The following is a 20,816-nucleotide window of genomic DNA, read 5'->3' as shown; positions in this document are numbered from 1 at the left end:
TGGCTGCCGGATCGAGGGTGCCGGCAGCCAAAGCGTTCAACAGCGTGAGTTCAGTCAGCCTTGACCACGTGCCAGGCGCCGGCGACGCCTTCGCCGGTCATGTCGCCGGCCTTCTTGTCCTTGACGAAGGTGTAGACCGGCTTGCCGTCATAGGCCCACATGTGGGTGCCGTCTTTGCGCTTGACGACAGACCATTCGCCTTCGGTCTTCGCGCTCGCCTTGGCTTTCAGCGGCGGCCAGTTGGCGGCGCATTTGTCGTAGCAGTTGGACTGGCCCTTCTCGTCCTTGTCGAAGGTGTAGAGCGTCATGCCCTTGGCGTCGGTATAGATCTTGGTGCCGCCGACTTGGGCTTCCTTCCATGCCTCGGCGGCGTGGGACGCGGCGGTGCCGAGCAAAAGGGYGGCAAACCCGAGTGCAATCGCTTTCATGATAAATCTCCCTGAGAACAAGCACGCGGCAATCGCGCGCTCACCTGAACAACGCATTGAGGCTGCCGTTTCTTCCTTCGCGAAGCGGCGACGTGCCACACAATGGTGATTGGCAGGGGCGCGCCCGCATCGCTATATCGACGCCAACACAATCAGGACTCATTGGATGGCATTGGACATCGGCTATGTCAGCGCGGTCGGGGCAGGGGCGATCTCGTTCCTGTCGCCTTGCGTTCTGCCGCTGGTGCCGCCCTATCTCTGCTACATGGCCGGCGTCTCGGTCGATGATTTCCGCGGCAATGCYGGTGTAACGGCGCGCGAGGGCACGCGCGGCGCGCTGCTCTACGCGTCCTTGGCCTTCGTGCTCGGCTTCTCCACCGTCTTCGTCGCGCTCGGCGCCGGCGCCTCGACCATCGGCCGCTTGCTGCGCGTCTGGCAGGAGCCGCTGGCGATGGCGGCGGGCGTGYTGATCATCATCATGGGCCTCAACTTCCTCGGCATCCTGCGTATTCCGCTGTTGTCGCGCGAGGCGCGCTTCCAGTCGCAGGGCAAGCCCGCCGGCATGATCGCGGCCTATGTCATGGGGCTCGCCTTCGCCTTCGGCTGGACACCCTGCATTGGCCCTGTGCTCGGTCCGATCCTGACCTTGGCCGGCGGGCGCGAGACGGTGGGCGAGGGCGCGCTGCTGCTCGCCGCCTACTCGCTCGGYCTCGGCATTCCGTTCCTGATCGCGGCGCTGTTTTCCGGCGCCTTCATGCGCTTCCTCGGCAAATTCCGCGTCCATCTCGGCCGCGTCGAGAAGGCGATCGGCGCGCTCCTGGTCGTCGCCGGCGTGTTTTTCCTCACCGGCGGCGTGCAGAGCGCATCCTACTGGTTGCTGGAGAATTTCCCGGTGCTGGGACGGTTGGGATAGCCGCTGCCGCCACCCCGGAACGATGGCTGAACGTTGGGCGTTGCAAGCTTGTGCTCAAACAGTTGCGGCGAGGCAAAAATGGTGGCCGAAGCGGACGTGCAAAAGTTCTTCAAGGCCTATGAGAAGGTCTACAACGACGCCATCGCCGGCAATGTCGATATGGACGATTTTGGGGCGATGTACTCGACCGGATTTGTATCGGTCACGCCGGCCGGCGTCATAACCGGCGAGAACGGTCCGCAATTCAAGGACGTGATGAAGAACGGTTTTGAGACCTATCGGGCGATGGGCAGCAAGACGATGACCTGCAAGGATGTCTCGGTGACGGCCATCGACCAGGACCATTGYGTGGCCAAGGTGCAATGGTCGGGCGAATATGAGCGCAAGGACAAAAGTCCGGTCACCATCGACTTCGAGGTTGATTATCTCATCGAACGGCGCGACGGCAGCCTGAAGGTGTTTGGCTGGGTCGCCGGCGACGAGCAGGCGGAATTCAGAAAACACGGCCTGTTGTAGAGGCGATTGCTGGTTTCTCCCGATAGACTGGCCGATTAAAAGTCAGTTGCCGACCCCATAGCACCGGAATTTAACCGCATTGGTGCAGCATGGCCTGCGCTGTTAGCCTGCGTTGTTTCAAACCTTTTCATACGGTTGCCCATCCATGAGCCAGAGATCCTGCCTGTCCATCATCCTCGCCGCCGGCGAAGGCACGCGCATGAAAAGCGCCATGCCCAAGGTGCTGCATGCCATTGCCGGCCTGCCGATGGTTGCGCATGTTGTGAAAGCGGCCGAGGCTGCCGGCGCAACCGGCGTGGCGCTGGTGATCGGCCACGGCGCTGAGGAGATGCGCAAGGCGGCGCAGAAATTCGCGCCGACGGCRCAGACTTTCGTGCAGGAGAAGCGGCTCGGCACCGCGCATGCCGTGCTCGCCGCTCGCGAAGCGATATCAAAAGGTTACGACGACATCCTCGTCATGTTCGGCGACACGCCTCTGATCGATGCGCAAGCGCTGGCCGCCGCGCGGCAGAAGCTCGCGGCCGGCGCTGCCGTTGCCGTCATCGGCTTCCGCCCGCCAAGCCCGAGCGGCTATGGCCGTTTGATCGAAAAGGACGGCCGGCTCGTCGCCATCCGCGAGGAAAAAGACTGCTCAGACGAGGAAAAGAAGATTGGCTTCTGCAACGCCGGCATGATGGCGGTGGCGGGCAGGCATGCGCTTCGGCTGCTCGACAAGGTCGGCAACGAGAACGCCAAGGGCGAGTTCTATCTCACCGACATCGTCGAGATCGCAGGCGCTGGAGGCCTCGATGTCGTGGCCACGGAAGCGAGTTTTGARAACGCGCTCGGCATCAACAATCGGGCCGAGCTCGCCGAGGCCGAGGGCATCTGGCAGGCGCGCCGGCGGCGCGAGGCGATGCTGTCCGGCGTTACGCTGATCGCGCCCGAAACCGTCTATTTCTCGCATGACACCGAAATCGGYGCCGACACGATCGTCGAGCCGAATGTCTGGTTCGGCCCGGGCGTCAGGATCGCCTCGGGCGCCCGGATTCACGCCTTCAGCCACATCGAGGGCGCAACGATCGCGTCCAATTGCGATGTCGGGCCGTTCGCGCGGCTGCGGCCCGGGGCGGATCTTCGAAACAAGGCAAAGGTCGGCAATTTCTGCGAGGTCAAGCAGGCGACGATCGAGGAGGGCGCCAAGGTCAACCACCTGACCTATATCGGCGATGCGCGCGTGGGGGCCGCGGCCAATATCGGCGCCGGCACCATCACCTGCAATTATGACGGCTACTCGAAATTCTTCACCGATATCGGCGAGGGCGCCTTTGTCGGTTCGAATTCCTCGCTGGTTGCGCCGGTCTCGATCGGCAGGGGCGGGTACATCGCTTCCGGCAGCGTGATCACCGAAAGCGTGCCCGACGACGCGCTGGCCTTCGGCCGCGCCCGCCAGAAGACGATCCCCGGCAAGGGCAAGGAGTTGCGTGAGCGCTTTGCCTCGGCCGCAGCGGCCAGGAAGAAGGCGGCGGAATAGGTTGCGCGGGCTGCGCCGGCCGCGTCCAAAGCCGACTTGCGCGGTCCAGCGTGGATCGTCATTTGGAGGATGACGCACCGCCGCGGCAAATGATACTCGCCACAGCAGCGGTACTTCACAGTGCAGTCGAACGGCAATGCGCGTGTGTGTTTCGGTGCGGAAGCGGCCGAAAAAACGGAGCGATTGCGGTAACTGGATCGCAATGGCCCTCTGCCATGATGGTGCTCGAACAGGGTTCCGTTTTGACACGGAACGAAACGCAAAGTGACTTTCGCCACCGCCCGGCAATCCATAGATAACGCTGGGTTTTCTGCTGGGAAACGGGGACAAGCGCCATGTGCGGTATCGTTGGAATTGTCGGCCGAAGCCAGGTCGCGCCGCTCATCGTCGACGCGCTGAAGCGGCTTGAATATCGCGGCTATGACTCGGCCGGCGTCGCCACCATCGAGAGGGGTGAGCTTGGACGGCGCCGCGCCGAAGGCAAGCTCATCAACCTCGAAAGGCGGCTGAAGGACGAGCCGCTCGAGGGGACGATCGGCATCGGCCACACGCGCTGGGCGACGCATGGCGTTCCCAACGAGACCAATGCGCATCCGCACTTTTCCAAGGGTGTCGCCATCGTCCACAACGGCATCATCGAGAATTTCGCCGAGCTGCGCGACGAGCTCACCCGGGACGGCTACTCTTTCGCTTCGCAGACCGATACCGAGGTCGTCGCGCATCTGGTGGCGCGCGAACTCGCCAGGGGGGTTAAGCCGGTGGAAGCCGCCCATGCGGCGCTGAGGCGGCTGCACGGCGCATTCGCTCTGGCGATCATGTTCACGGGCGACGAGGACCTGATCGTCGGCGCCCGCAACGGGCCGCCATTGGCAGTCGGCCATGGCGAGGGCGAGATGTTCCTGGGCTCCGATGCGATCGCGCTTGCGCCCTTCACCARTGCGGTCACCTATCTGGAAGATGGCGACTGGGCGGTCGTGCGTCGCAATGGCGTGACCATCTACGACATCGACGGCAACAAGGTGGACCGCAAGCGCCAGCAGTCGCTGTCGACCAGCTTCATGGTCGACAAGGGCAACCGCCGGCATTTCATGGAGAAGGAGATCCATGAGCAGCCGGAGGTGATCTCGCACACGCTTGCGCATTACGTGGACTTCGTTTCCGGCAAGTCGAAGCCGCTCGACCTGCCGTTCGACTTTGCCAGGATCGGGCGCCTGGCGCTTTCGGCCTGCGGCACCGCCTATCTCGCCGGGCTGATTTCGAAATACTGGTTCGAGCGCTATGCGAGATTGCCGGTCGATATCGATGTCGCTTCGGAGTTCCGCTACCGCGAGATGCCGCTTTCGGCCAATGACGCGGCCTTCTTCATCTCGCAGTCGGGCGAGACCGCCGACACGCTGGCTTCGCTGCGCTATTGCCGCAAGGCCGGCATGAAGATCGGCGCCGTGGTCAATGTGCGCGAATCGACCATGGCGCGTGAATCCGACGTCGTGCTGCCGACGCTTGCCGGCCCGGAGATCGGCGTCGCCTCGACCAAGGCGTTTACGTGTCAGCTCTCCGTCCTGGCTGCCCTCGCGGTCCGCGCGGGCGTCGCGCGCGGTACCATCTCGCCCGATCAGGAAAAGCAGCTGGTGCGCGAGCTTTCCGAAGCGCCGCGCTTCGCCACCCAGGTGCTGAAGCTCGACGAGCAGATCGAACGCATCTCGCGCGAGCTCGCGCGCTACAAGGATGTGCTCTATCTCGGCCGCGACACCAATTTCCCGCTGGCGATGGAAGGCGCGCTGAAGCTCAAGGAGATTTCCTATATCCATGCCGAGGGCTATGCCGGCGGCGAACTGAAGCACGGACCTATCGCGCTGATCGACGAGAACATGCCGGTGATCGTGATCGCGCCACATGACCGCATCTTCGAAAAGACGGTCTCGAACATGCAGKAAGTGGCGGCGCGCGGCGGCAAGATCATCCTGATCACCGACAAAAAGGGCGCGGCGCAGGCCGGCATCAAGACGATGGAGACGATCATCCTGCCCGATGTGCCGGAGATCATCGCGCCGATCATCTATGCGTTGCCGATCCAGATGCTGGCCTATTTCACCGCCGTCTTCATGGGCACCGACGTCGACCAGCCGCGCAATCTGGCGAAGTCGGTGACGGTGGAGTAGGGCTGCGTTCCTACGATCGATCTGTATCAATTGATGATACATGATCTTGCGGCCAGCTGCGTATCAGGGTATGATACAATGCGTGGGGGAGGCTGTTGATCGTTTCATTCAAAGGCAAGACGGTCGAAGAGGTAGCGGCTGGCAGGGCACCTAAGGGATTTCCGCCGGATTTGGTCGCCCGTGCTGAAAGACGGCTCCGGGCGATTGATAATGCAGTCCAACTGAATGACCTTCGGTCGCCACCCGGAAACCACCTGGAGGCTTTGAAGCGGGATCGTGCCGGGCAGCATTCGATACGCATCAACGATCAGTGGCGGATCTGCTTCAGATGGACTGCCGCCGGTGCCGAAGATGTGGAGATTGTGGACTACCATTGAGCGGGCACTCGCCCTAACCCTTTGAGGATACTGAGCTATGCTCAAGTTCGCACGCCCTATCCATCCGGGAGAGTTCCTGCGTGAAGAGTATCTGGTGCCGCTCGGCATGAGCGCTGGTGCGCTGGCGAAGAAGCTGAACCTTCCGCGCACGCGGATCGAGCGCATCGTCAAGGAAGAGGTTGGTCTTACGCCGGATACTGCGCTTCGTCTCGCCAGGTTCTTCAATACCACGCCTGAGTTCTGGATGAATTTCCAGAAGGCCTACGAACTGGAGACCGAAGCGAGGAAAATAGCGTCGGAACTCGAGAGGATCGTGCCTTTGGACACAGCCGCATAAGCGCGCCCTTTAAAAACTTCGCAGTTCCAAACCGGCTCGCGGTTCACTAATCTCGGCGCTGCAACCTTCGCCGCGGTGAACCCATGTCCGACGCCCTTAAGACCTCTGGCATGACCCGGCTGAGGAATTATTTCCTGACGGGGTTCGTCGTTTGCGCGCCGCTGGCGATCACGGCCTATATCGCCTGGTCGCTCATCGGCTGGGTCRATTCCTGGGTGAAGCCTTATATCCCGGTCCGCTACAATCCCGATACTTATCTGCCGTTCCCGGTGCCCGGCTTCGGGCTGATCGTGGCGCTGGTGCTGATCACCCTGATYGGCTTCCTCACGGCGAACATCGTCGGCCGCGCCATCGTCAATTTCGGCGAGCGGCTGCTGGGCCGCATGCCGCTGGTGCGCGGCATCTACGGCTCGCTGAAGCAGATCTTCGAGACGGTGYTGTCGAACAAGGGCGACATGTTCCGCCAGGTCGGGCTGGTCGAATATCCGCGAAAAGGCGTGTGGTCGCTGGTCTTCGTCGCCAGCGAGAAGGAAACCGAGATCAACCAGAAGCTCGACCAGGAAGGCGATCCGCTGGTCGCGGTTTTCATGCCTTGCACGCCCAACCCGACTACCGGCTTCCTGATGTATGTGCATAAATCCGAGATCGTGCCGCTCGACATGTCGATCGAGGACGGCGCCAAGCTGATCGTGTCGGCCGGCATGGTGGCACCGGAAGTCAAGGCCAAGCTRGTGACGCTGAATGGCGAGCCCGTCGAAGGCGGCCTTGCCAACCCGGCGGTCGGCGCCGCTCAGCCGGCGCGCAGCAGCCGTACCGCCTCGTCACGGCCGAACAGGTAAAGCAGCAGGCGCAGCGCCTCGCCACGTTCGGACTGCAGTTCCGGGTCGCGCGACAGGATCAGCCGCGCGTCGTCGCGCGCGGCTTCGAGCAGGTCCGCATGAAACTCCAGGCGCGCGACCTGGAAGCCGGGCGTGCCGGACTGGCGGGTGCCCAGCAACTCGCCTTCGCCCCGCAGCTTCAGGTCCTCCTCGGCGATCTTGAAGCCGTCCTCGGTCTCGCGCATCACCGAAAGCCGGCGTTTCGCGGTCTCGCCGAGCGGGTCCTTGTAAAGCAGCACACATGATGAGGGTTTGTCGCCGCGCCCTACGCGGCCGCGCAACTGGTGCAACTGCGCAAGGCCGAAGCGTTCGGCATGCTCGATCACCATGATCGTGGCGTCGGGCACGTCGACGCCCACCTCGATGACAGTGGTGGCGATGAGGATGCGCGTCTCACCCTGCTTGAAGGCGCGCATGGCCTCGTCCTTTTCGGCGCCCTTCATGCGGCCGTGCACCAGGCCGATCCGGTCGCCGAACAACGGTTTCAGCGAAGCGAACCGGTCCTCCGCCGACATCAGTTTTATTTCCTCGGATTCCTCGACCAACGGGCAGATCCAGTAGATCTTCTGGCCGTCGGCGACGGCATCGAGCATGCGGCCGACCAACTCATCCAGGCGCTCCATCGGCAAGGTCACGGTGCGAATCGGCTGCCGGCCGGCCGGCTTCTCGGTCAACTTCGAGACGTCCATGTCGCCAAAGGCGGTCAGCACCAGCGTGCGCGGAATGGGGGTCGCCGTCATCACCAGCATGTCGGGCGCATCGCCCTTGGCGGTGATGGCCAGGCGCTGGTGCACGCCGAAGCGGTGCTGCTCGTCGACGACGGCGAGCACCAGGTCGTGGAATGTCACGGTCTCCTGGAACAGCGCATGCGTGCCGACGACGATGTCGATCGCGCCGCTGGCGAGACCTTCCAGCGTCTCGGCACGCTCGCGGCCTTTTTCACGCCCGGTCAGGATGGCGAGGCGCAGGCCGGCTTTTTCCGCCAGCGGCGCGATGGTCGCCAGATGCTGGCGCGCCAGGATTTCGGTCGGCGCCATCAGCGCCGCCTGGCCGCCGGCCTCGACCGCGCGCGCCATGGCAAGCAGCGCCACCACCGTCTTGCCTGAGCCGACGTCGCCCTGCAGCAGGCGCAGCATGCGCTCGGGGTCGGCGAGATCGGCGTTGATCTCGCCGAGCGCGAATTCCTGGCTGGGGGTCAGCTTGTAGGGCAGGGCGGCGCGCAGCTTCTCGACGATGCGGCCGTCGCCCACGAGTGGCCGGCCCGAGAGGCGGCGGATTCTCGCCCGCACCAGCGCCAGCGAAACCTGTCCGGCCAGCAGCTCGTCATAGGCAAGCCGGCGCCAGGCCGGTCCCTCGACGGCAACGTCGATCGGGTCCTTGGGATAATGGATGCGGGCGAGAGCATCGCCGAAGGATGGAAAGGTATGGCGGCGCATGAAGGCGTCGTCCTGCCACTCCGGCAGTTCCGGCAGGCGGCCGAGTGCCTGTCCGATGGCGCGGCGCAGCACCTTGGCCGACAGGCCGGCCGTCAGCGGATAGACCGGTTCGACCAGCGGCAAGCCCTCGGCCTCGTCGATCGGCGCGATATGGTCGGGATGGACCATGGTCGGGCGGCCGTTGAACCACTCCATGCGGCCCGAAACCACGACGCGCTCGCCCTCGGGAAGCATCTTCTGCAGATAGGCGGCATGGGCATGGAAGAAGGTCAGGGCGACCTCGCCGGTGTCGTCATGGGCGTAGACGCGATACGGCACCGACCTGTTGCCGCGCGGCGGCGGCTGGTGACGATCGACCCGCACCTCGAGCGTGACGATCTGGCCCTCCGCCGACAACGCGATGCCGGGCCGGTTGCGGCGGTCGATCACGGTGTTGGGCAGCACGAACAGGAGGTCGGCCGCGCGCGCGGCGCGATCGCCAAGGTCGGCCGGCACGACACGCTCGATCAGCAAGCCCACCTTCGGGCCGACGCCGGCGAGCGAGGTGATCGGGACGAACAGAGGATCGAGGATGGTGGGACGCATCGTGTCAGCTTATGTCGCGACAGCCGCAGCGCAAAGGCTGACACCGCCCGCTATCCACGCTATATGCGCCGCTTTGGACAGGGATGCGGCGACATGACCGGAACACAGCGATCAAGCGAGGGGCTGGATGCCCGCCGCCGCAAGCTCCTATTCCGCTCGTGGCATCGCGGCATGCGCGAGATGGACCTCATCCTCGGGTCCTTCGCCGACGCCGAGATCGGCGCCTTGACCGGCGATGAAATCAACCAATATGAGAGACTTCTCGAAATTCCCGACACCGAATTTTTCCCGATGGTCACCGGCGAACGCCCGGTTCCGCCCGATATCGATTGCGCGGTTCTGCAAAAGATCCTGGCGTCGCGCCGGACCATGACATTTTGAAAAACGCCTATCCATGAGCCTCATCCCTTCCATCGGCCTGCCCAAGGGCCGCGTTGGCCAGTTCACCGTCGATGGTGTCGCCGACGGCTATGAAGCCTTCGCCCTGGTTGAGACGGCACGGGAAATCGCGCCCGACAAGCCGGTGCTGTTCGTCGCGCGCGACGGCCAGCGGCTGCCGGCGATCATCGAGGCGCTCGCCTTTGCCGCGCCAGGCCTGCCGGTGCTGGAACTGCCGGCCTGGGACTGCCTGCCTTACGATCGCGTTTCGCCCGGAGCGGACGCCGCGGCGCGGCGGCTCGACGCGCTTTCGGCCATGATCGCGCTGGCGAAGAGGCCGCATCGCGCCGTGATCCTCACCACCGCCAACGCGCTCTTGCAGCGTATCCCVCCGGCCGAGCTGATCGAAGCGCAGACTTTCCACGCCAGGCCCGGCAACCAGATCGACATGAACGCGCTGATCGCGCGGCTGGAGGTTTCCGGCTTCGAACGCGTGCCGACGGTGCGCGGCCTTGGCGAATTCGCCGTACGCGGTGGCATCCTCGACCTCTTCGCGCCTGGCTGGAGCGAGGCGCTGCGCCTCGATTTCTTCGGCGACACGCTGGAATCGATCCGCGTCTTCGACGTCGCGACCCAGCGCACCACCGGGCAGCGCAAGTCGATGTCGCTGCAGGCGATGAGCGAGGTGGCCCTGACGCCCGAGACGATCAGCCGCTTCCGCCGCTCCTACATCGAGGCCTTTGGCGCGCCCTCACGCGACGACGCGCTCTATGCGGCGGTCAGCGAAGGACGACGCTTCGCAGGCATGGAACATTGGCTGCCCTTCTTCTACGAACGGCTGGAGACGGTGTTCGACTATCTGCCGGACGCGCCCGTGGTCTTCGACCATCTGGCGCATGAGGCGCTGGCCGAGCGGCACACGCTGATCCTCGACCATTACGAGGCGCGCCGGAAGCAGGCCGACAGCGCGCTGAAGGACGCCGTGCCGTACAAGCCCGTGGCGCCGGACTTGCTTTATCTGTCGCCGGACAATCTCAAGGCTTCGCTCGGCCCGCGCGAAGACATCGACTTCACCGTGTTCGATGCGCCCGATGTCGGAGGCAAGAAGGTTTTTCATGCCGGCTCGCGCCATGGCCGCAGCTTTGCCGAGGAGCGCGCCGATCCGAGCATCAATGTCTTCGACGTCGTCGTAAAACACATTGCCGACGAGCGCGCGGCGCGTCGCCGTGTCATCGTTGCCGGYTGGACCGAAGGCTCGCTCGACCGGCTCGGGCAAATTCTCGCCGAGCATCATCTCGGCAATCTGAAGACCGTCGCGACGCTTGCCGAGGTCGAAAAGCTCGAGCCGGGGCAGGCGGGCCTTGCCGTGCTGCCGCTCGAATCCGGCTTCGAGACCGACGGTCTGGTCGTCGTCGCCGAGCAGGATATCCTCGGCGACAGGCTGATCCGGCGTTCCAAGCGCAAGAAGAAGGCTTCCGATTTCATCGCCGAGGCGTCGTCGCTGTCTTCCGGCGACATCGTCGTCCATGCCGATCACGGCATAGGCCGCTTCATCGGCCTGCGCACCATCGAGGCGGTGGGCGCGCCGCATGACTGCCTGGAAATCCACTATGCGGGCGACGACCGGTTGTTCCTGCCGGTGGAAAACATCGAGCTTTTGTCGCGCTACGGTTCGGATTCGGCGGAGGCGACGCTCGACAAGCTGGGCGGCGGCGCCTGGCAGGCGCGCAAGGCGCGGCTGAAGCGGCGCCTGCTCGACATGGCCGGGCAACTGATCCGCATCGCCGCCGAGCGGCAGATGCGTTCCGCGCCCGCGATGATCCCGGCCGAGGGGCTCTATGGCGAGTTTGCCGCGCGTTTCCCGTATGAGGAAACCGACGACCAGCAGACAGCGATCGATTCCGTCATGGACGATCTCGGCGCCGGCAAGCCGATGGACCGGCTGGTCTGCGGCGACGTCGGCTTCGGCAAGACGGAAGTGGCGCTGCGCGCCGCCTTCATCGCGGCCATGGAAGGGTTCCAGGTCGCGGTCGTGGTGCCGACAACGCTTTTGTCGCGCCAGCATTTCAAGACCTTCTCGCAGCGCTTCTCAGGCCTGCCGATCCGCATCGCCCAGGCCTCGCGCCTCGTCGGCTCCAAGGAACTGGCCGAAACCAAGAAAGGCGTTGCCGAGGGCACGGTCGACATCGTCGTCGGCACGCATGCGCTGCTTGGGTCTTCGATCTCGTTCAAGAATCTCGGGCTTTTGATCATCGACGAGGAGCAGCATTTCGGCGTCAAGCACAAGGAGCGGCTGAAGGAGCTCAAGAACGATGTGCATGTGCTGACACTGTCGGCGACGCCGATCCCGCGCACGCTGCAGCTGGCGCTGACCGGCGTGCGCGAGCTGTCGCTGATCGCCACGCCACCGGTCGACCGCATGGCGGTGCGCACCTTCATCTCGCCCTTCGATCCGCTGGTCATCCGCGAGACGCTGCTGCGCGAGCGCTATCGCGGCGGCCACTCCTTCTACGTCGTGCCGCGCATCAGCGACCTTTCGGAAATCCATGATTTCCTGAAGGAATCGGTGCCGGAGCTGAAGGTGGCGGTGGCCCATGGCCAGATGCCGCCGGGCGAGCTCGACGACATCATGAACGCCTTCTACGACGGCCAGTACGATGTGCTCCTGTCGACCACCATCGTCGAATCCGGCCTCGACATCCCGACCGCCAACACGCTGATCATCCATCGCGCCGACATGTTCGGCCTGGCGCAGCTCTACCAGCTGCGCGGCCGCGTCGGTCGCTCAAAGGTGYGCGCCTATGCGCTGTTCACGCTGCCGGCCAACCGCAAGCTGACCGACACGGCCGAGCGCCGGCTGAAGGTGCTGCAGTCGCTCGACACGCTCGGCGCCGGCTTCCAACTGGCCAGCCACGACCTCGATATCCGCGGCGCCGGCAATCTTCTGGGCGAAGAGCAGTCCGGCCACATCAAGGAGGTCGGCTTCGAGCTCTACCAGCAGATGCTGGAAGAGGCGGTGGCGGAGGTGAAGGACACCGGCGAAGTCCAGGACGGCGGCTGGTCGCCGCAGATCGCGGTCGRCACGGCGGTGATGATCCCGGAAAGCTATGTGCCCGACCTGCAGCTCCGCATGGCGCTCTACCGGCGCCTGGGCGACCTCGAGACCACCGAGGAGATCGACGGCTTCGGCGCCGAGTTGATCGACCGGTTCGRGCCGCTGCCGGAAGAGGTGACGCATCTGTTGAAGATCGTCTTCATCAAGGCGCTCTGCCGCAAGGCCAATGTCGAGAAGCTCGATGCCGGTCCCAAGGGCGTCGTCATCCATTTCCGCAAGCGCGAGTTCCCCAATCCGGTCGGGCTGGTGAAATTCATCGGCGAGCAGGGCTCGCTGGCCAAGATCAGGGCCGACCACAGCGTCGTCTTCATCCGCGACTGGCCGAATGCGGAGAAGCGGCTTGCCGGCTCGGCTGTCGTCATGACCCAATTGGCAAGATTGGTCGACAAAGCCGCCTAACGACGCCCACCTCGGCAAGCCGGATAGCCCAACGCATTCGCCACCACTGAAAAACCCGGCTAGAATAGGCAGTCGGCTTCGTGTAAGGAGCCGCGACCTCGTATCGAGGCTGGAATGGCGGGCAAGGACGCTCRCCGGTTTGTTTGATGCAATTCCGGACGGAAATTTCGCATTTTCCCGGAGTTGCTCCGAAAGGGCGTTTGGGTGCAGYGATGACGAAATGGTCGCCGAATTCGTGGAGGGCAAAGCCGATCAAGCAGGTCCCGGCCTATCCGGACCTTGGGGCTTTGCAAGCCACGGAGGCGCGGCTTGCAACCTATCCGCCGCTGGTTTTTGCCGGCGAGGCGCGCAAGCTGAAGAAGCAACTGGCAGCGGTCGCCGCCGGCGAAGCCTTCCTGCTGCAGGGCGGCGACTGCGCCGAAAGCTTTGCGGAGCACGGCGCCGACAACATCCGCGACTTTTTCCGCGTCTTTCTGCAGATGTCGGTGGTGCTCACCTTCGCCGGCGCGCAGCCGGTGGTGAAGGTCGGCCGCGTCGCGGGCCAGTTCGCCAAGCCGCGCTCGTCCGACAACGAGACCAAGGCCGGCTTGACGCTGCCGAGCTATCGTGGCGACATCATCAACGGCATCGAGTTCGACGCCAAGTCGCGCGTCCCCGATCCCGCGCGCCAGGAAATGGCGTATCGCCAGTCGGCCGCGACGCTCAACCTTCTGCGCGCCTTCGCGCAGGGCGGCTATGCCAGCCTGGAGAATGTACATCGCTGGATGCTGGGTTTCGTCGCCGACAGCCCGCAGGGCGAGAAATACGGTGCGCTCGCCAACCGCATCACCGAGACGATGGATTTCATGCGCGCGGTGGGCATCACGTCGGAGACCAATTTCGCGCTGCGCGAGACCGATTTCTACACCAGCCACGAGGCGCTGCTGCTCGGCTACGAAGAGGCGCTGACGCGCGTCGATTCGACCTCCGGCGACTGGTACGCGACCTCGGGCCACATGATCTGGATCGGCGACCGCACCCGCCAGCCCRACCATGCGCATATCGAATATTGCCGCGGCATCAAGAATCCGCTCGGCCTGAAATGCGGCCCGTCGCTGACGCCGGATGGCTTGCTGGAACTCATCGACCTGCTCAATCCCGAGAACGAGCCGGGCCGGCTGACGCTGATCGCCCGCTTCGGCTCCGACAAGGTCGCCGAGCATCTTCCGAAGCTGGTCCGCGCGGTGAAGAAGGAAGGCCGCAACGTGGTGTGGTCATCCGACCCGATGCACGGCAACACGATCGAGGCGGCCGGCTACAAGACGCGGCCGTTCGACCGCATCCTGAAGGAAGTGCAGACCTTCTTCGAGGTGCACCGGGCCGAGGGCACGCATCCGGGCGGCATCCATGTCGAGATGACCGGCAAGAACGTCACCGAATGCACGGGCGGCGCCCGCGCTATCACGGCGGAAGACCTGCAGGACCGCTATCACACCCATTGCGATCCGCGCCTCAACGCCGACCAGGCGATCGAGCTCGCCTTCCTGGTGTCGGACCTCTTGAAGAAGAGCCATCCGGTCCAGCACAAGCAGGCCGCCAACGCCTGAGCGAGGCTCGGACGCCGATCATTGGAGGCGCTGGCGGCGACGCCGGCGCCTTTTGACGTCGGGCTGATAAACTTCAATTCGGATCGCGGRTCATTCCGGATCGGGCGGTCCGGGCGGGTCGCCCGGGAAGTTGGCTCTGCCGGGCGGAATGACGGCAAAGCTGATCTCCAAGGGCGGTGCTTTGAGCGACCAGTCGAATGGCACCGTCTTGACCGGCAGGCCGGCAATCCAGGCCTGCTGTTGCGGGGAGAGATTCCAGCCGTGCGGCCATACAAGCAGCATGCCCTGGTCCCGCAGGCGCTGGTCCGTGATCCAGGGGGCAAGGCGCCGGTCGAGGGTCGTGAAGATGGAAGGTTGGTCCGTGGCTTCCAGTCCGGCAAGCTGGGCCACGCCGTCATCGCCGCCGACAATGCCCAATGGTCCGGGCACCGTCTCATGCCAGATCGCCTCGGCCGTCTGCGAGATCGATCGCGCCGGCCAGCACATCGGCTGCAGGCGGCCAAGGACGTTGCAACCTGTCCAGCGGGTAACCGCGTAGGCRCTCGATACGCCAACCACGCAGAGCAGCGCCAGCACCGCCAACCGGCGCAATTCAGCAGGTCCCAGCCGCTGGCCCAGAAGTGCGATTGCCAGGGCCCCGACGAGATTGTACATCGTCGCGCCCCAGGACTCGCCGGTGCCGGTAAACAGCGAGGCGACCATGATCAGGAGCGCCGGCCCCAGACCCATCCATGCCAGGTAGACAACCGCACGCCGCTCGGGGGCGGCCGGTAAKGGGGCTTGCGCGGAGTCGGCCTGCCGTCGCAGCAGGCCGGAAAGAGCGAGCACGACGGGAAGCRCGGCGAGCCCGGCAAGCTGAACGCCGATATAGTAAAGCCGGGCGCGGTTGGCGAGCACCCAGGCGTTGCGATGCGCGGCATAGGTCAACGGCAAGAAGTCGAGGCGGGCAAGCTGAATCGCCAGGGGTGTTACGACGCCAAGAAAAACCGCGAGGCCGAGCCATGGCCATGGCGTGGCAAGCCGGCTTCGGGCACGGGCGTCGTATAGTATCCAGATGCCGCCAAAGGCGAGCAGCAAAGCCGTCGAGAATTTGGCGTAGAGCCCCAGGCCGGAAACRAGGCCGAGAGCGAGCCACCAGCCCGGCCGTCCATCGCACGCCGAACGCCACAGCAGCCACGATATGCCGGCCCAGAAAGGCATCTGCGCGTAGTCATGGTTGAATTGCGGGGTCGGCCAGCCGAAGAAGTAGATCGAGGGCATCAACAGCACGGCGGCGAGCGCGCGGGTCGAGCCCATGATGTCGCGCGCAAGCAGATAGACCAGGACGAACGTCGTCGAGATCATCAATTGCGACAGCATGTATTGCGGCCAGCGGAACGAGCCGGTCAGGAGATGGCTGATCTCGAGCAGCCAGCACGGCAGCTGCGGGTGCTTGTAGGTCAACAGCACCCACTCGCGGCCCCACATGAACCCCTCGACGACGTCGCGGGGCGGCCCGACATTGACGATCGCCGGCATGACGGTCCAGCAAGCGATCTGCGCCAGGCATAAAAGCGCCAGCAATCGCCATGGGTGCCGGACCAATCCGTTCCAGATCGAAGGCAAATTGCCCTCCGCGGCGATTGCCGACGGCCAAAGATGAACGGATTCAGTGGTTCTCGACATGCGGGCCTAAAATCACACCGGTGGACTGCTGAACAGTCCGATAGCAAAAGCTTACGAAAATGTATTCTTCCGCAACATTGTAAAACCAAGATTGCGATGGAACCCATCGCCGGCGCTTCGGGCATGGCCCCCCCGGCTGATCGTTGCTTGAGCCGGCCCCCTATTCGGAGCGCCGCGGTTCCAGCGGCAGGGCATGATGCGTCCGAAAACCGCTCCACACTTTTCGGCATCATGCTCCAGTCATCCAGGTGCCTCCATGCGTCACCAGCACGCCGTCATCCATCACCGTGGGCTCGACTTCTGGTCGGCGCGCGCGGCGGTTCTCGTCATCATCTGCCTGCAGCTTTTGGTCATCAACAACCTGTCCTTCGGCCCACGCTGGCTGGCTCCGACGGTCGAGGCCGCGCTCCTCGTGCCGTTGTCGATAGCAACGGCCTGGACACAGATGCAGACGCGCAACGCCGTCGACCATGAGCATTGGTACGCTATCGGCCGATTGCGCCTCTACATCCGCCGCACGGCATTGGTGATGACGGGCGTCATCAGCATCATGAATTGCGGGTCGCTGGTCTTCCTGGTGCGGGCGCTGCTGGAAGGACATGCCGGCGCCGGCACGACACTGCTCGTCGACGCGCTCAACATCTGGGTCACCAATGTGATCGTCTTCGCGCTGTGGTTCTGGAGCACCGACCGCGGCGGTCCGCCGACCTGCGGCCTGGTCAAGCGCGCGCATGCCGATTTCCTGTTCCCGCAAATGACGTTGCCCGATCGCGAGATACAGGGCTGGCTGCCGGGCTTCGTCGACTATGTCTTCCTGGCCTTCACCAACGCCACGGCGTTCTCGCCGACCGACACCTTGCCGCTCACGCAGCGCGCCAAGCTCCTGATGATGGCCGAGGCGATGATCTCGCTGTTGACGATCGCACTGGTGGCCGCGCGTGCGGTCAACATCCTGGCCTAGCTGTGCCGATATTCAGGTGAGGCCGGCCTGCAAACGGCGCCCTCCTGCGCTTCCGGTGCTCACGTACTTTAGTACGCTCCGCTCCGGTTCTCGGAGGCCACCGTTTTCGACTCGGCCTGACCTGAATCTCGACACAGCCTTACCGCTGATGTCAGTGGCCGCGCTCCCAGCGCATTCCGGCCAGTCGTGGATCGGAAAAGGCGGCGCGTGAGAATTCCAGCCTCTTCTCCGGGAATTCACTGATCGCCTGCAGGCCGAAGGAGYCGATCCGGATGCGCCAGGTCTGCGGCTCCAGCGGCCTTGCCTTGGCAAAGCCCTTGCAGGTCAGCAGCGCGATGTTGGCGCCCTTCGGATCGCGCACCGAGCGATATCGGATCGCCTRCAGTTCGGCTTCGCGCGCGACATCGGCGATCGCCTGGCAGGCGGTGTAATCGGTGGGCTGGGTCCAGGCCTTCTCGTCGCGATCGAGCGGCGGCCGTGTCAGGTCGATCGCGCGGTCGCATTTTATCGCAGCAGCGAAGGCAGTGTATTCCGCGGCGTCGTTCGGCCATAGCGTCGCCGGCGACTCCGCGAAGAACAGCAAGCGGTAGAAGGCCATTTCCGCCACCGCCGTCAGCACCGTCTCGGCGGCATAGTAAACGCCTTTGGTCTTGCCGGCGCGGCGGAAGCGCGAGCCGTATGGATAGACGGAGCCATAGCGAAAAGGCGTCGACAACACGTAATGGAGGTGGCGGCATTCCAGTGGGATATGCGGTTTGGTGTCCTCGATGAGGTCTTCCAGCAGCGACTGCTCGTCGAGCGTGTCGACGAGCTTGAGGGTCGAGACGCGATGCTGCGCCTCGACCATGCGCCAGTACTTGCCTTCGAGCCTGACGGCCTCAGACGAGAGCGCGCCGGGAGTCCAGGTAGGCAATGACATCGACAAGTCCGGCAATCGTCAGGATCTTTTCGAGCGGCGTGCCGTCGAGCGTGGTGTTKGGGTTCTTCAGCCATGCCCGGGCAACGGTCTCGTCGCCGCCGACGATCGCGTCGAGCGAGCGGAACAGGCGGACGAACAGCACCGCCAGCTCGAACGGCTTGGTACCGCGTTCAAGCAGGAATTCCTGCTTGCGCATGCGCGAGACCGTCGCTTCCGACACGCCGATGACCAGAGCGAGCGTCCTGGCGGTGATGTCGAGCAGATCTGCCGCGCGCAGCGTGGCCTTGGTGATGACAGCGTTTTCGGCCGCCGCCGCGGCCGCGACTGGACGTTGCATGAGCGCACCCTTTCATTTCTATGGAAAATATAATCCACAAAAATTCATCTGGAAAGGGCGACGTCAATCTTTCTTGTAAAGCAGCCAGCCTTTACCGGCCCGGCCGGCCGTGGCCGAGTGCTTCGTCACACGGTTGCGGCCGCCGACCTTGGAACGATAAAGCGCGCGGTCCGCCTTGGCGTAGAGATCTTCGGGGTTTTCGGCCTCCGAGGCCATGCAGATGCCCAGCGACACGGTAACGGTGCCGTAATTGATGCCGGTCTGGCTGCTGGTGAACGGGGTATGCTCGATCAGCACGCGGATGCGCTCAGCGATCTCGTATGTGGCGCCCTCGCTGGCTCCCTCGACGATAAACGCAAACTCCTCGCCCCCGGTGCGCGCGACGAACATGTCGGAACGGACGCTGGACTGGAAGATCTCGGCGATGATCTGCAGGATCCTGTCGCCGACCGGATGGCCGTAGCGATCGTTTATGTCCTTGAAATGATCGATATCGGCAAGGATCAAGGCGTTGAACAGGATGCCGCGGTTGCTGTTGTAGATCCGGGTGATCTCCTTGTCGAAGGCGCGTCGGTTCCACAGCTGCGTGAGCGGATCGGTGTCGGCAAGCCGCTTGTATTCCTCGAGCTTCGACTTGACGCTTTCAAGCTCGGCCGTCTTTTCGCTGAGCGTGCTGGCGATCTGGCGGCMATGGTCGATCGTCGAGCTGGTGGCTGCAGACATCGCRCCGGCGATCTTCTGGAGGATTTCCTGGGAAAGCAGGCTGCGGTTGCTCAGGCCGATCGAGGTCTCATCGAGGATGCGGCCATATTTTTCGATATGCGAACGTTCGCTGCGCAACAGCGCGGCGATTTCCTCGAGCTCGTTCGCAACCATCTCGCGGGCGTGCTCGACGATGGYCGGACCGTGATGCTGGGGGAAGAAGGTGCGCCCGATGCCGTCGAGGTCCTCCTGGGTCGGGCGGTTGCTCAACGAGACGACGGCAAGGCTGAGCTCATGATTGCTGCCGCTCAGCGCCTCGTAGAAGATCTCATAGTTGCGCGGCAATCCGAGCACGCCGAGCTGACGCATCGTCGCCACGACGGTGCTGGCGATGTCGGTATTCCTGTCGGTCGGAACGGCTGCCGGCTGCATGTTCTGTTCACTACCCTTCAGTGCGACCGGAGACCTGCCACCGCCGGGTGTCGCGCATGCGGGGATTTGAATCGGAACCATAAATGCGACGGCGCGTCCCCAACACGACTTTCGCTTGCAGGAATCATAGATGCAGTTGCGCTAAAGTTTCCTTAATGGCCTGCATTTCCTCGATGTCCCTGCTACCGCAGGGTGCAAAGCCGTGTGAGGCGCAGCTTTTGAAACGCGCCGCTTCGGTGTCGCATTTGCCTGCGCCCAGCCATTTCAAACCTGAAATTCTGTCCGGCAATGGATCAGCGGAAGGTCGAAGGAGGCCCGGATGGACGACAATCACAGCGGATCGTGCCTGTGCGGGGCAGTGCGTTTCAGGACGAGCGGCCCGTTGCGCGGCGTCGTCTACTGCCACTGCTCGCAATGCCGCCGRCAAACCGGCCATCTCGTCGCGGCAACTGCCTCCAAGGATGCCGATATCGTCATAGAGGGCGCCGATTCGCTCAACTGGTAYGGCGCGTCCGACGTGGCGAAACGCGGCTTCTGCCGCACCTGCGGTTCGCTGCTATTCTGGAAGCACAATGAACTGGACACGATCTCGATCATGGCCGGATCCTTCGAGAGGCCAAGTGGCCTTTCCGCGGAAAGCCACATCTTCGTCGGCGACAAGGGCGATTATTATTCGATCGACGACGGGTTGCCGCAGTTCGAGAAGTCGACGCCGTCGATAAAGGTGGCGGACGAATGATTTTTGACGCGGCTGCCTTATTCCCTTGATCCGGCCGTTGCGATATCCCCCTGACGGTTACTCGAAACGGGGCTGGGCATGCAGCGGCTGATCGACGCTTTCATCAATTCGGTACGAGCCTTTCGCAAGCTTGCCGCGCACGAGAAGGCATTCCAGCAGGAGCTGATGCTGCTTGCGCTCGCCCTGCCTGCCGGCTGGTTCATCTCGGTCTCCTGGCGCGGCTATGCCCTGCTGATCGGCGCCGTGCTGCTGCTGATCATGGTCGAAGTGCTCAACACCGGCATCGAGGCAGCCTGCGACGCGATCTCGCGCGAATTCCACATCGAGATCCAGCTCGCCAAGGATTGCGGCTCACTGGCCGTGCTGATTTCGATCGTGATCGCCGGCGGCGTCTGGGGCATCGCCTTGATCGAGCGCCTGATCGGCGCGCCGATCTGAATT

General features: G+C 63.8%; 19 protein-coding genes. 13 read left to right on the top strand and 6 right to left on the bottom strand.

Annotation, left to right across the window (positions count from 1 at the left end; translation table 11 throughout):
* Nucleotides 1–50: 50 nt before the first annotated feature.
* Nucleotides 51–428, bottom strand: a complete 378-nt coding sequence (locus LCM4576_RS23685) for a hypothetical protein (protein ID WP_071034910.1) — start codon at nt 426–428, stop codon at nt 51–53.
* Nucleotides 429–594: 166 nt separating this feature from the next.
* Between LCM4576_RS23685 and LCM4576_RS23680 the strand changes: the two genes are divergently transcribed.
* The 7 genes from LCM4576_RS23680 to LCM4576_RS23650 all read left to right on the top strand — a co-directional run bounded on the left by LCM4576_RS23680 (nt 595) and on the right by LCM4576_RS23650 (nt 7,082).
* Nucleotides 595–1,341 carry a cytochrome c biogenesis CcdA family protein gene (locus LCM4576_RS23680; protein ID WP_071034909.1) on the top strand — a complete coding sequence of 249 codons (747 nt, stop codon included), beginning with the start codon at nt 595–597 and terminating at the stop codon, nt 1,339–1,341.
* A gap of 78 nt (nt 1,342–1,419) precedes the next feature.
* Nucleotides 1,420–1,857 carry a hypothetical protein gene (locus LCM4576_RS23675; RefSeq protein WP_071034908.1) on the top strand — a complete coding sequence of 146 codons (438 nt, stop codon included), beginning with the start codon at nt 1,420–1,422 and terminating at the stop codon, nt 1,855–1,857.
* A gap of 145 nt (nt 1,858–2,002) precedes the next feature.
* A complete protein-coding gene (gene glmU / locus LCM4576_RS23670) occupies nt 2,003–3,370 on the top strand; it encodes a bifunctional UDP-N-acetylglucosamine diphosphorylase/glucosamine-1-phosphate N-acetyltransferase GlmU (protein WP_071034907.1) in 1,368 nt (455 codons plus the stop codon).
* A 335-nt stretch (nt 3,371–3,705) separates the two neighbouring features.
* Nucleotides 3,706–5,529, top strand: a complete 1,824-nt coding sequence (gene glmS / locus LCM4576_RS23665; RefSeq protein WP_071034906.1) for a glutamine--fructose-6-phosphate transaminase (isomerizing) — start codon at nt 3,706–3,708, stop codon at nt 5,527–5,529.
* A 95-nt stretch (nt 5,530–5,624) separates the two neighbouring features.
* Entirely contained in the window at nt 5,625–5,906 is a 282-nt protein-coding gene (locus LCM4576_RS35105; protein ID WP_082037064.1) for a type II toxin-antitoxin system RelE/ParE family toxin, read from the top strand.
* A 37-nt stretch (nt 5,907–5,943) separates the two neighbouring features.
* Nucleotides 5,944–6,243 carry a HigA family addiction module antitoxin gene (locus LCM4576_RS23655; RefSeq protein ID WP_040981456.1) on the top strand — a complete coding sequence of 100 codons (300 nt, stop codon included), beginning with the start codon at nt 5,944–5,946 and terminating at the stop codon, nt 6,241–6,243.
* Nucleotides 6,244–6,326: 83 nt separating this feature from the next.
* A complete protein-coding gene (locus LCM4576_RS23650; protein ID WP_071034904.1) occupies nt 6,327–7,082 on the top strand; it encodes a DUF502 domain-containing protein in 756 nt (251 codons plus the stop codon).
* Here the strand turns inward: LCM4576_RS23650 and recG are convergent.
* Entirely contained in the window at nt 7,034–9,142 is a 2,109-nt protein-coding gene (gene recG / locus LCM4576_RS23645) for an ATP-dependent DNA helicase RecG (RefSeq protein WP_071034903.1), read from the bottom strand. The two genes, LCM4576_RS23650 and recG, sit on opposite strands and share 49 nt — an antisense overlap.
* Nucleotides 9,143–9,235: 93 nt before the next feature.
* On the opposite strand from recG, the gene LCM4576_RS23640 reads away from it, so the two are divergent.
* From LCM4576_RS23640 to LCM4576_RS23630, 3 genes are all read left to right on the top strand, one after another.
* Nucleotides 9,236–9,523, top strand: coding sequence for a succinate dehydrogenase assembly factor 2 (locus LCM4576_RS23640; protein ID WP_040982359.1), 288 nt, complete (start codon nt 9,236–9,238; stop codon nt 9,521–9,523).
* 13 nt (nt 9,524–9,536) lie between these two features.
* Nucleotides 9,537–13,034 carry a transcription-repair coupling factor gene (gene mfd / locus LCM4576_RS23635; RefSeq protein WP_071034902.1) on the top strand — a complete coding sequence of 1,166 codons (3,498 nt, stop codon included), beginning with the start codon at nt 9,537–9,539 and terminating at the stop codon, nt 13,032–13,034.
* A gap of 212 nt (nt 13,035–13,246) precedes the next feature.
* The gene (locus LCM4576_RS23630; RefSeq protein ID WP_071034901.1) at nt 13,247–14,620 is read left to right on the top strand and encodes a class II 3-deoxy-7-phosphoheptulonate synthase; all 1,374 of its coding nucleotides are present in this window, start codon (nt 13,247–13,249) and stop codon (nt 14,618–14,620) included.
* Nucleotides 14,621–14,710: 90 nt separating this feature from the next.
* On the opposite strand, the gene LCM4576_RS23625 is transcribed toward LCM4576_RS23630, so the two are convergent.
* Nucleotides 14,711–16,225 carry a glycosyltransferase family 39 protein gene (locus LCM4576_RS23625; RefSeq protein ID WP_244510898.1) on the bottom strand — a complete coding sequence of 505 codons (1,515 nt, stop codon included), beginning with the start codon at nt 16,223–16,225 and terminating at the stop codon, nt 14,711–14,713.
* A 316-nt stretch (nt 16,226–16,541) separates the two neighbouring features.
* Between LCM4576_RS23625 and LCM4576_RS23620 the strand changes: the two genes are divergently transcribed.
* The gene (locus LCM4576_RS23620) at nt 16,542–17,246 is read left to right on the top strand and encodes a hypothetical protein (RefSeq protein WP_041007173.1); all 705 of its coding nucleotides are present in this window, start codon (nt 16,542–16,544) and stop codon (nt 17,244–17,246) included.
* A 151-nt stretch (nt 17,247–17,397) separates the two neighbouring features.
* Here the strand turns inward: LCM4576_RS23620 and LCM4576_RS23615 are convergent, their stop codons facing one another.
* The 3 genes from LCM4576_RS23615 to LCM4576_RS23605 form a co-directional block, all read right to left on the bottom strand.
* Nucleotides 17,398–18,165 (bottom strand): RES family NAD+ phosphorylase, encoded by a 768-nt coding sequence (locus LCM4576_RS23615; protein WP_071034899.1) that lies wholly within the window; start codon nt 18,163–18,165, stop codon nt 17,398–17,400.
* Nucleotides 18,125–18,502 carry an antitoxin Xre/MbcA/ParS toxin-binding domain-containing protein gene (locus tag LCM4576_RS23610; RefSeq protein ID WP_040981443.1) on the bottom strand — a complete coding sequence of 126 codons (378 nt, stop codon included), beginning with the start codon at nt 18,500–18,502 and terminating at the stop codon, nt 18,125–18,127. The genes LCM4576_RS23615 and LCM4576_RS23610 overlap by 41 nt, the downstream gene beginning before the upstream one ends.
* Before the next feature lie 63 nt (nt 18,503–18,565).
* Complete coding sequence (locus tag LCM4576_RS23605; RefSeq protein WP_071034898.1) at nt 18,566–19,636, bottom strand: GGDEF domain-containing protein; 1,071 nt, start codon at nt 19,634–19,636, stop codon at nt 18,566–18,568.
* A gap of 319 nt (nt 19,637–19,955) precedes the next feature.
* On the opposite strand from LCM4576_RS23605, the gene LCM4576_RS23600 reads away from it, so the two are divergent.
* A complete protein-coding gene (locus LCM4576_RS23600) occupies nt 19,956–20,375 on the top strand; it encodes a GFA family protein (protein WP_071034897.1) in 420 nt (139 codons plus the stop codon).
* Between the two features lie 78 nt (nt 20,376–20,453).
* Nucleotides 20,454–20,813, top strand: a complete 360-nt coding sequence (locus tag LCM4576_RS23595) for a diacylglycerol kinase (RefSeq protein ID WP_040981437.1) — start codon at nt 20,454–20,456, stop codon at nt 20,811–20,813.
* Nucleotides 20,814–20,816 lie beyond the last annotated feature (3 nt).

It is taken from the genome of Mesorhizobium sp. LCM 4576, from assembly GCF_001854815.1.
In the GTDB taxonomy this organism is placed as follows: domain Bacteria; phylum Pseudomonadota; class Alphaproteobacteria; order Rhizobiales; family Rhizobiaceae; genus Mesorhizobium; species Mesorhizobium plurifarium.
This window is presented reverse-complemented; position numbering and strand designations above follow the sequence as displayed.

Excerpts from the sequence above, each read along its gene's own strand:
- LCM4576_RS23655 (WP_040981456.1), top strand. The coding sequence starts at position 5,944 with ATGCTCAAGTTCGCACGCCCTATCCATCCGGGAGAGTTCCTGCGTGAA.
- recG (WP_071034903.1), bottom strand. The coding sequence starts at position 9,142 with ATGCGTCCCACCATCCTCGATCCTCTGTTCGTCCCGATCACCTCGCTC.
- LCM4576_RS23640 (WP_040982359.1), top strand. The coding sequence starts at position 9,236 with ATGACCGGAACACAGCGATCAAGCGAGGGGCTGGATGCCCGCCGCCGC.
- LCM4576_RS23620 (WP_041007173.1), top strand. The coding sequence starts at position 16,542 with ATGCGTCACCAGCACGCCGTCATCCATCACCGTGGGCTCGACTTCTGG.
- LCM4576_RS23595 (WP_040981437.1), top strand. The coding sequence starts at position 20,454 with ATGCAGCGGCTGATCGACGCTTTCATCAATTCGGTACGAGCCTTTCGC.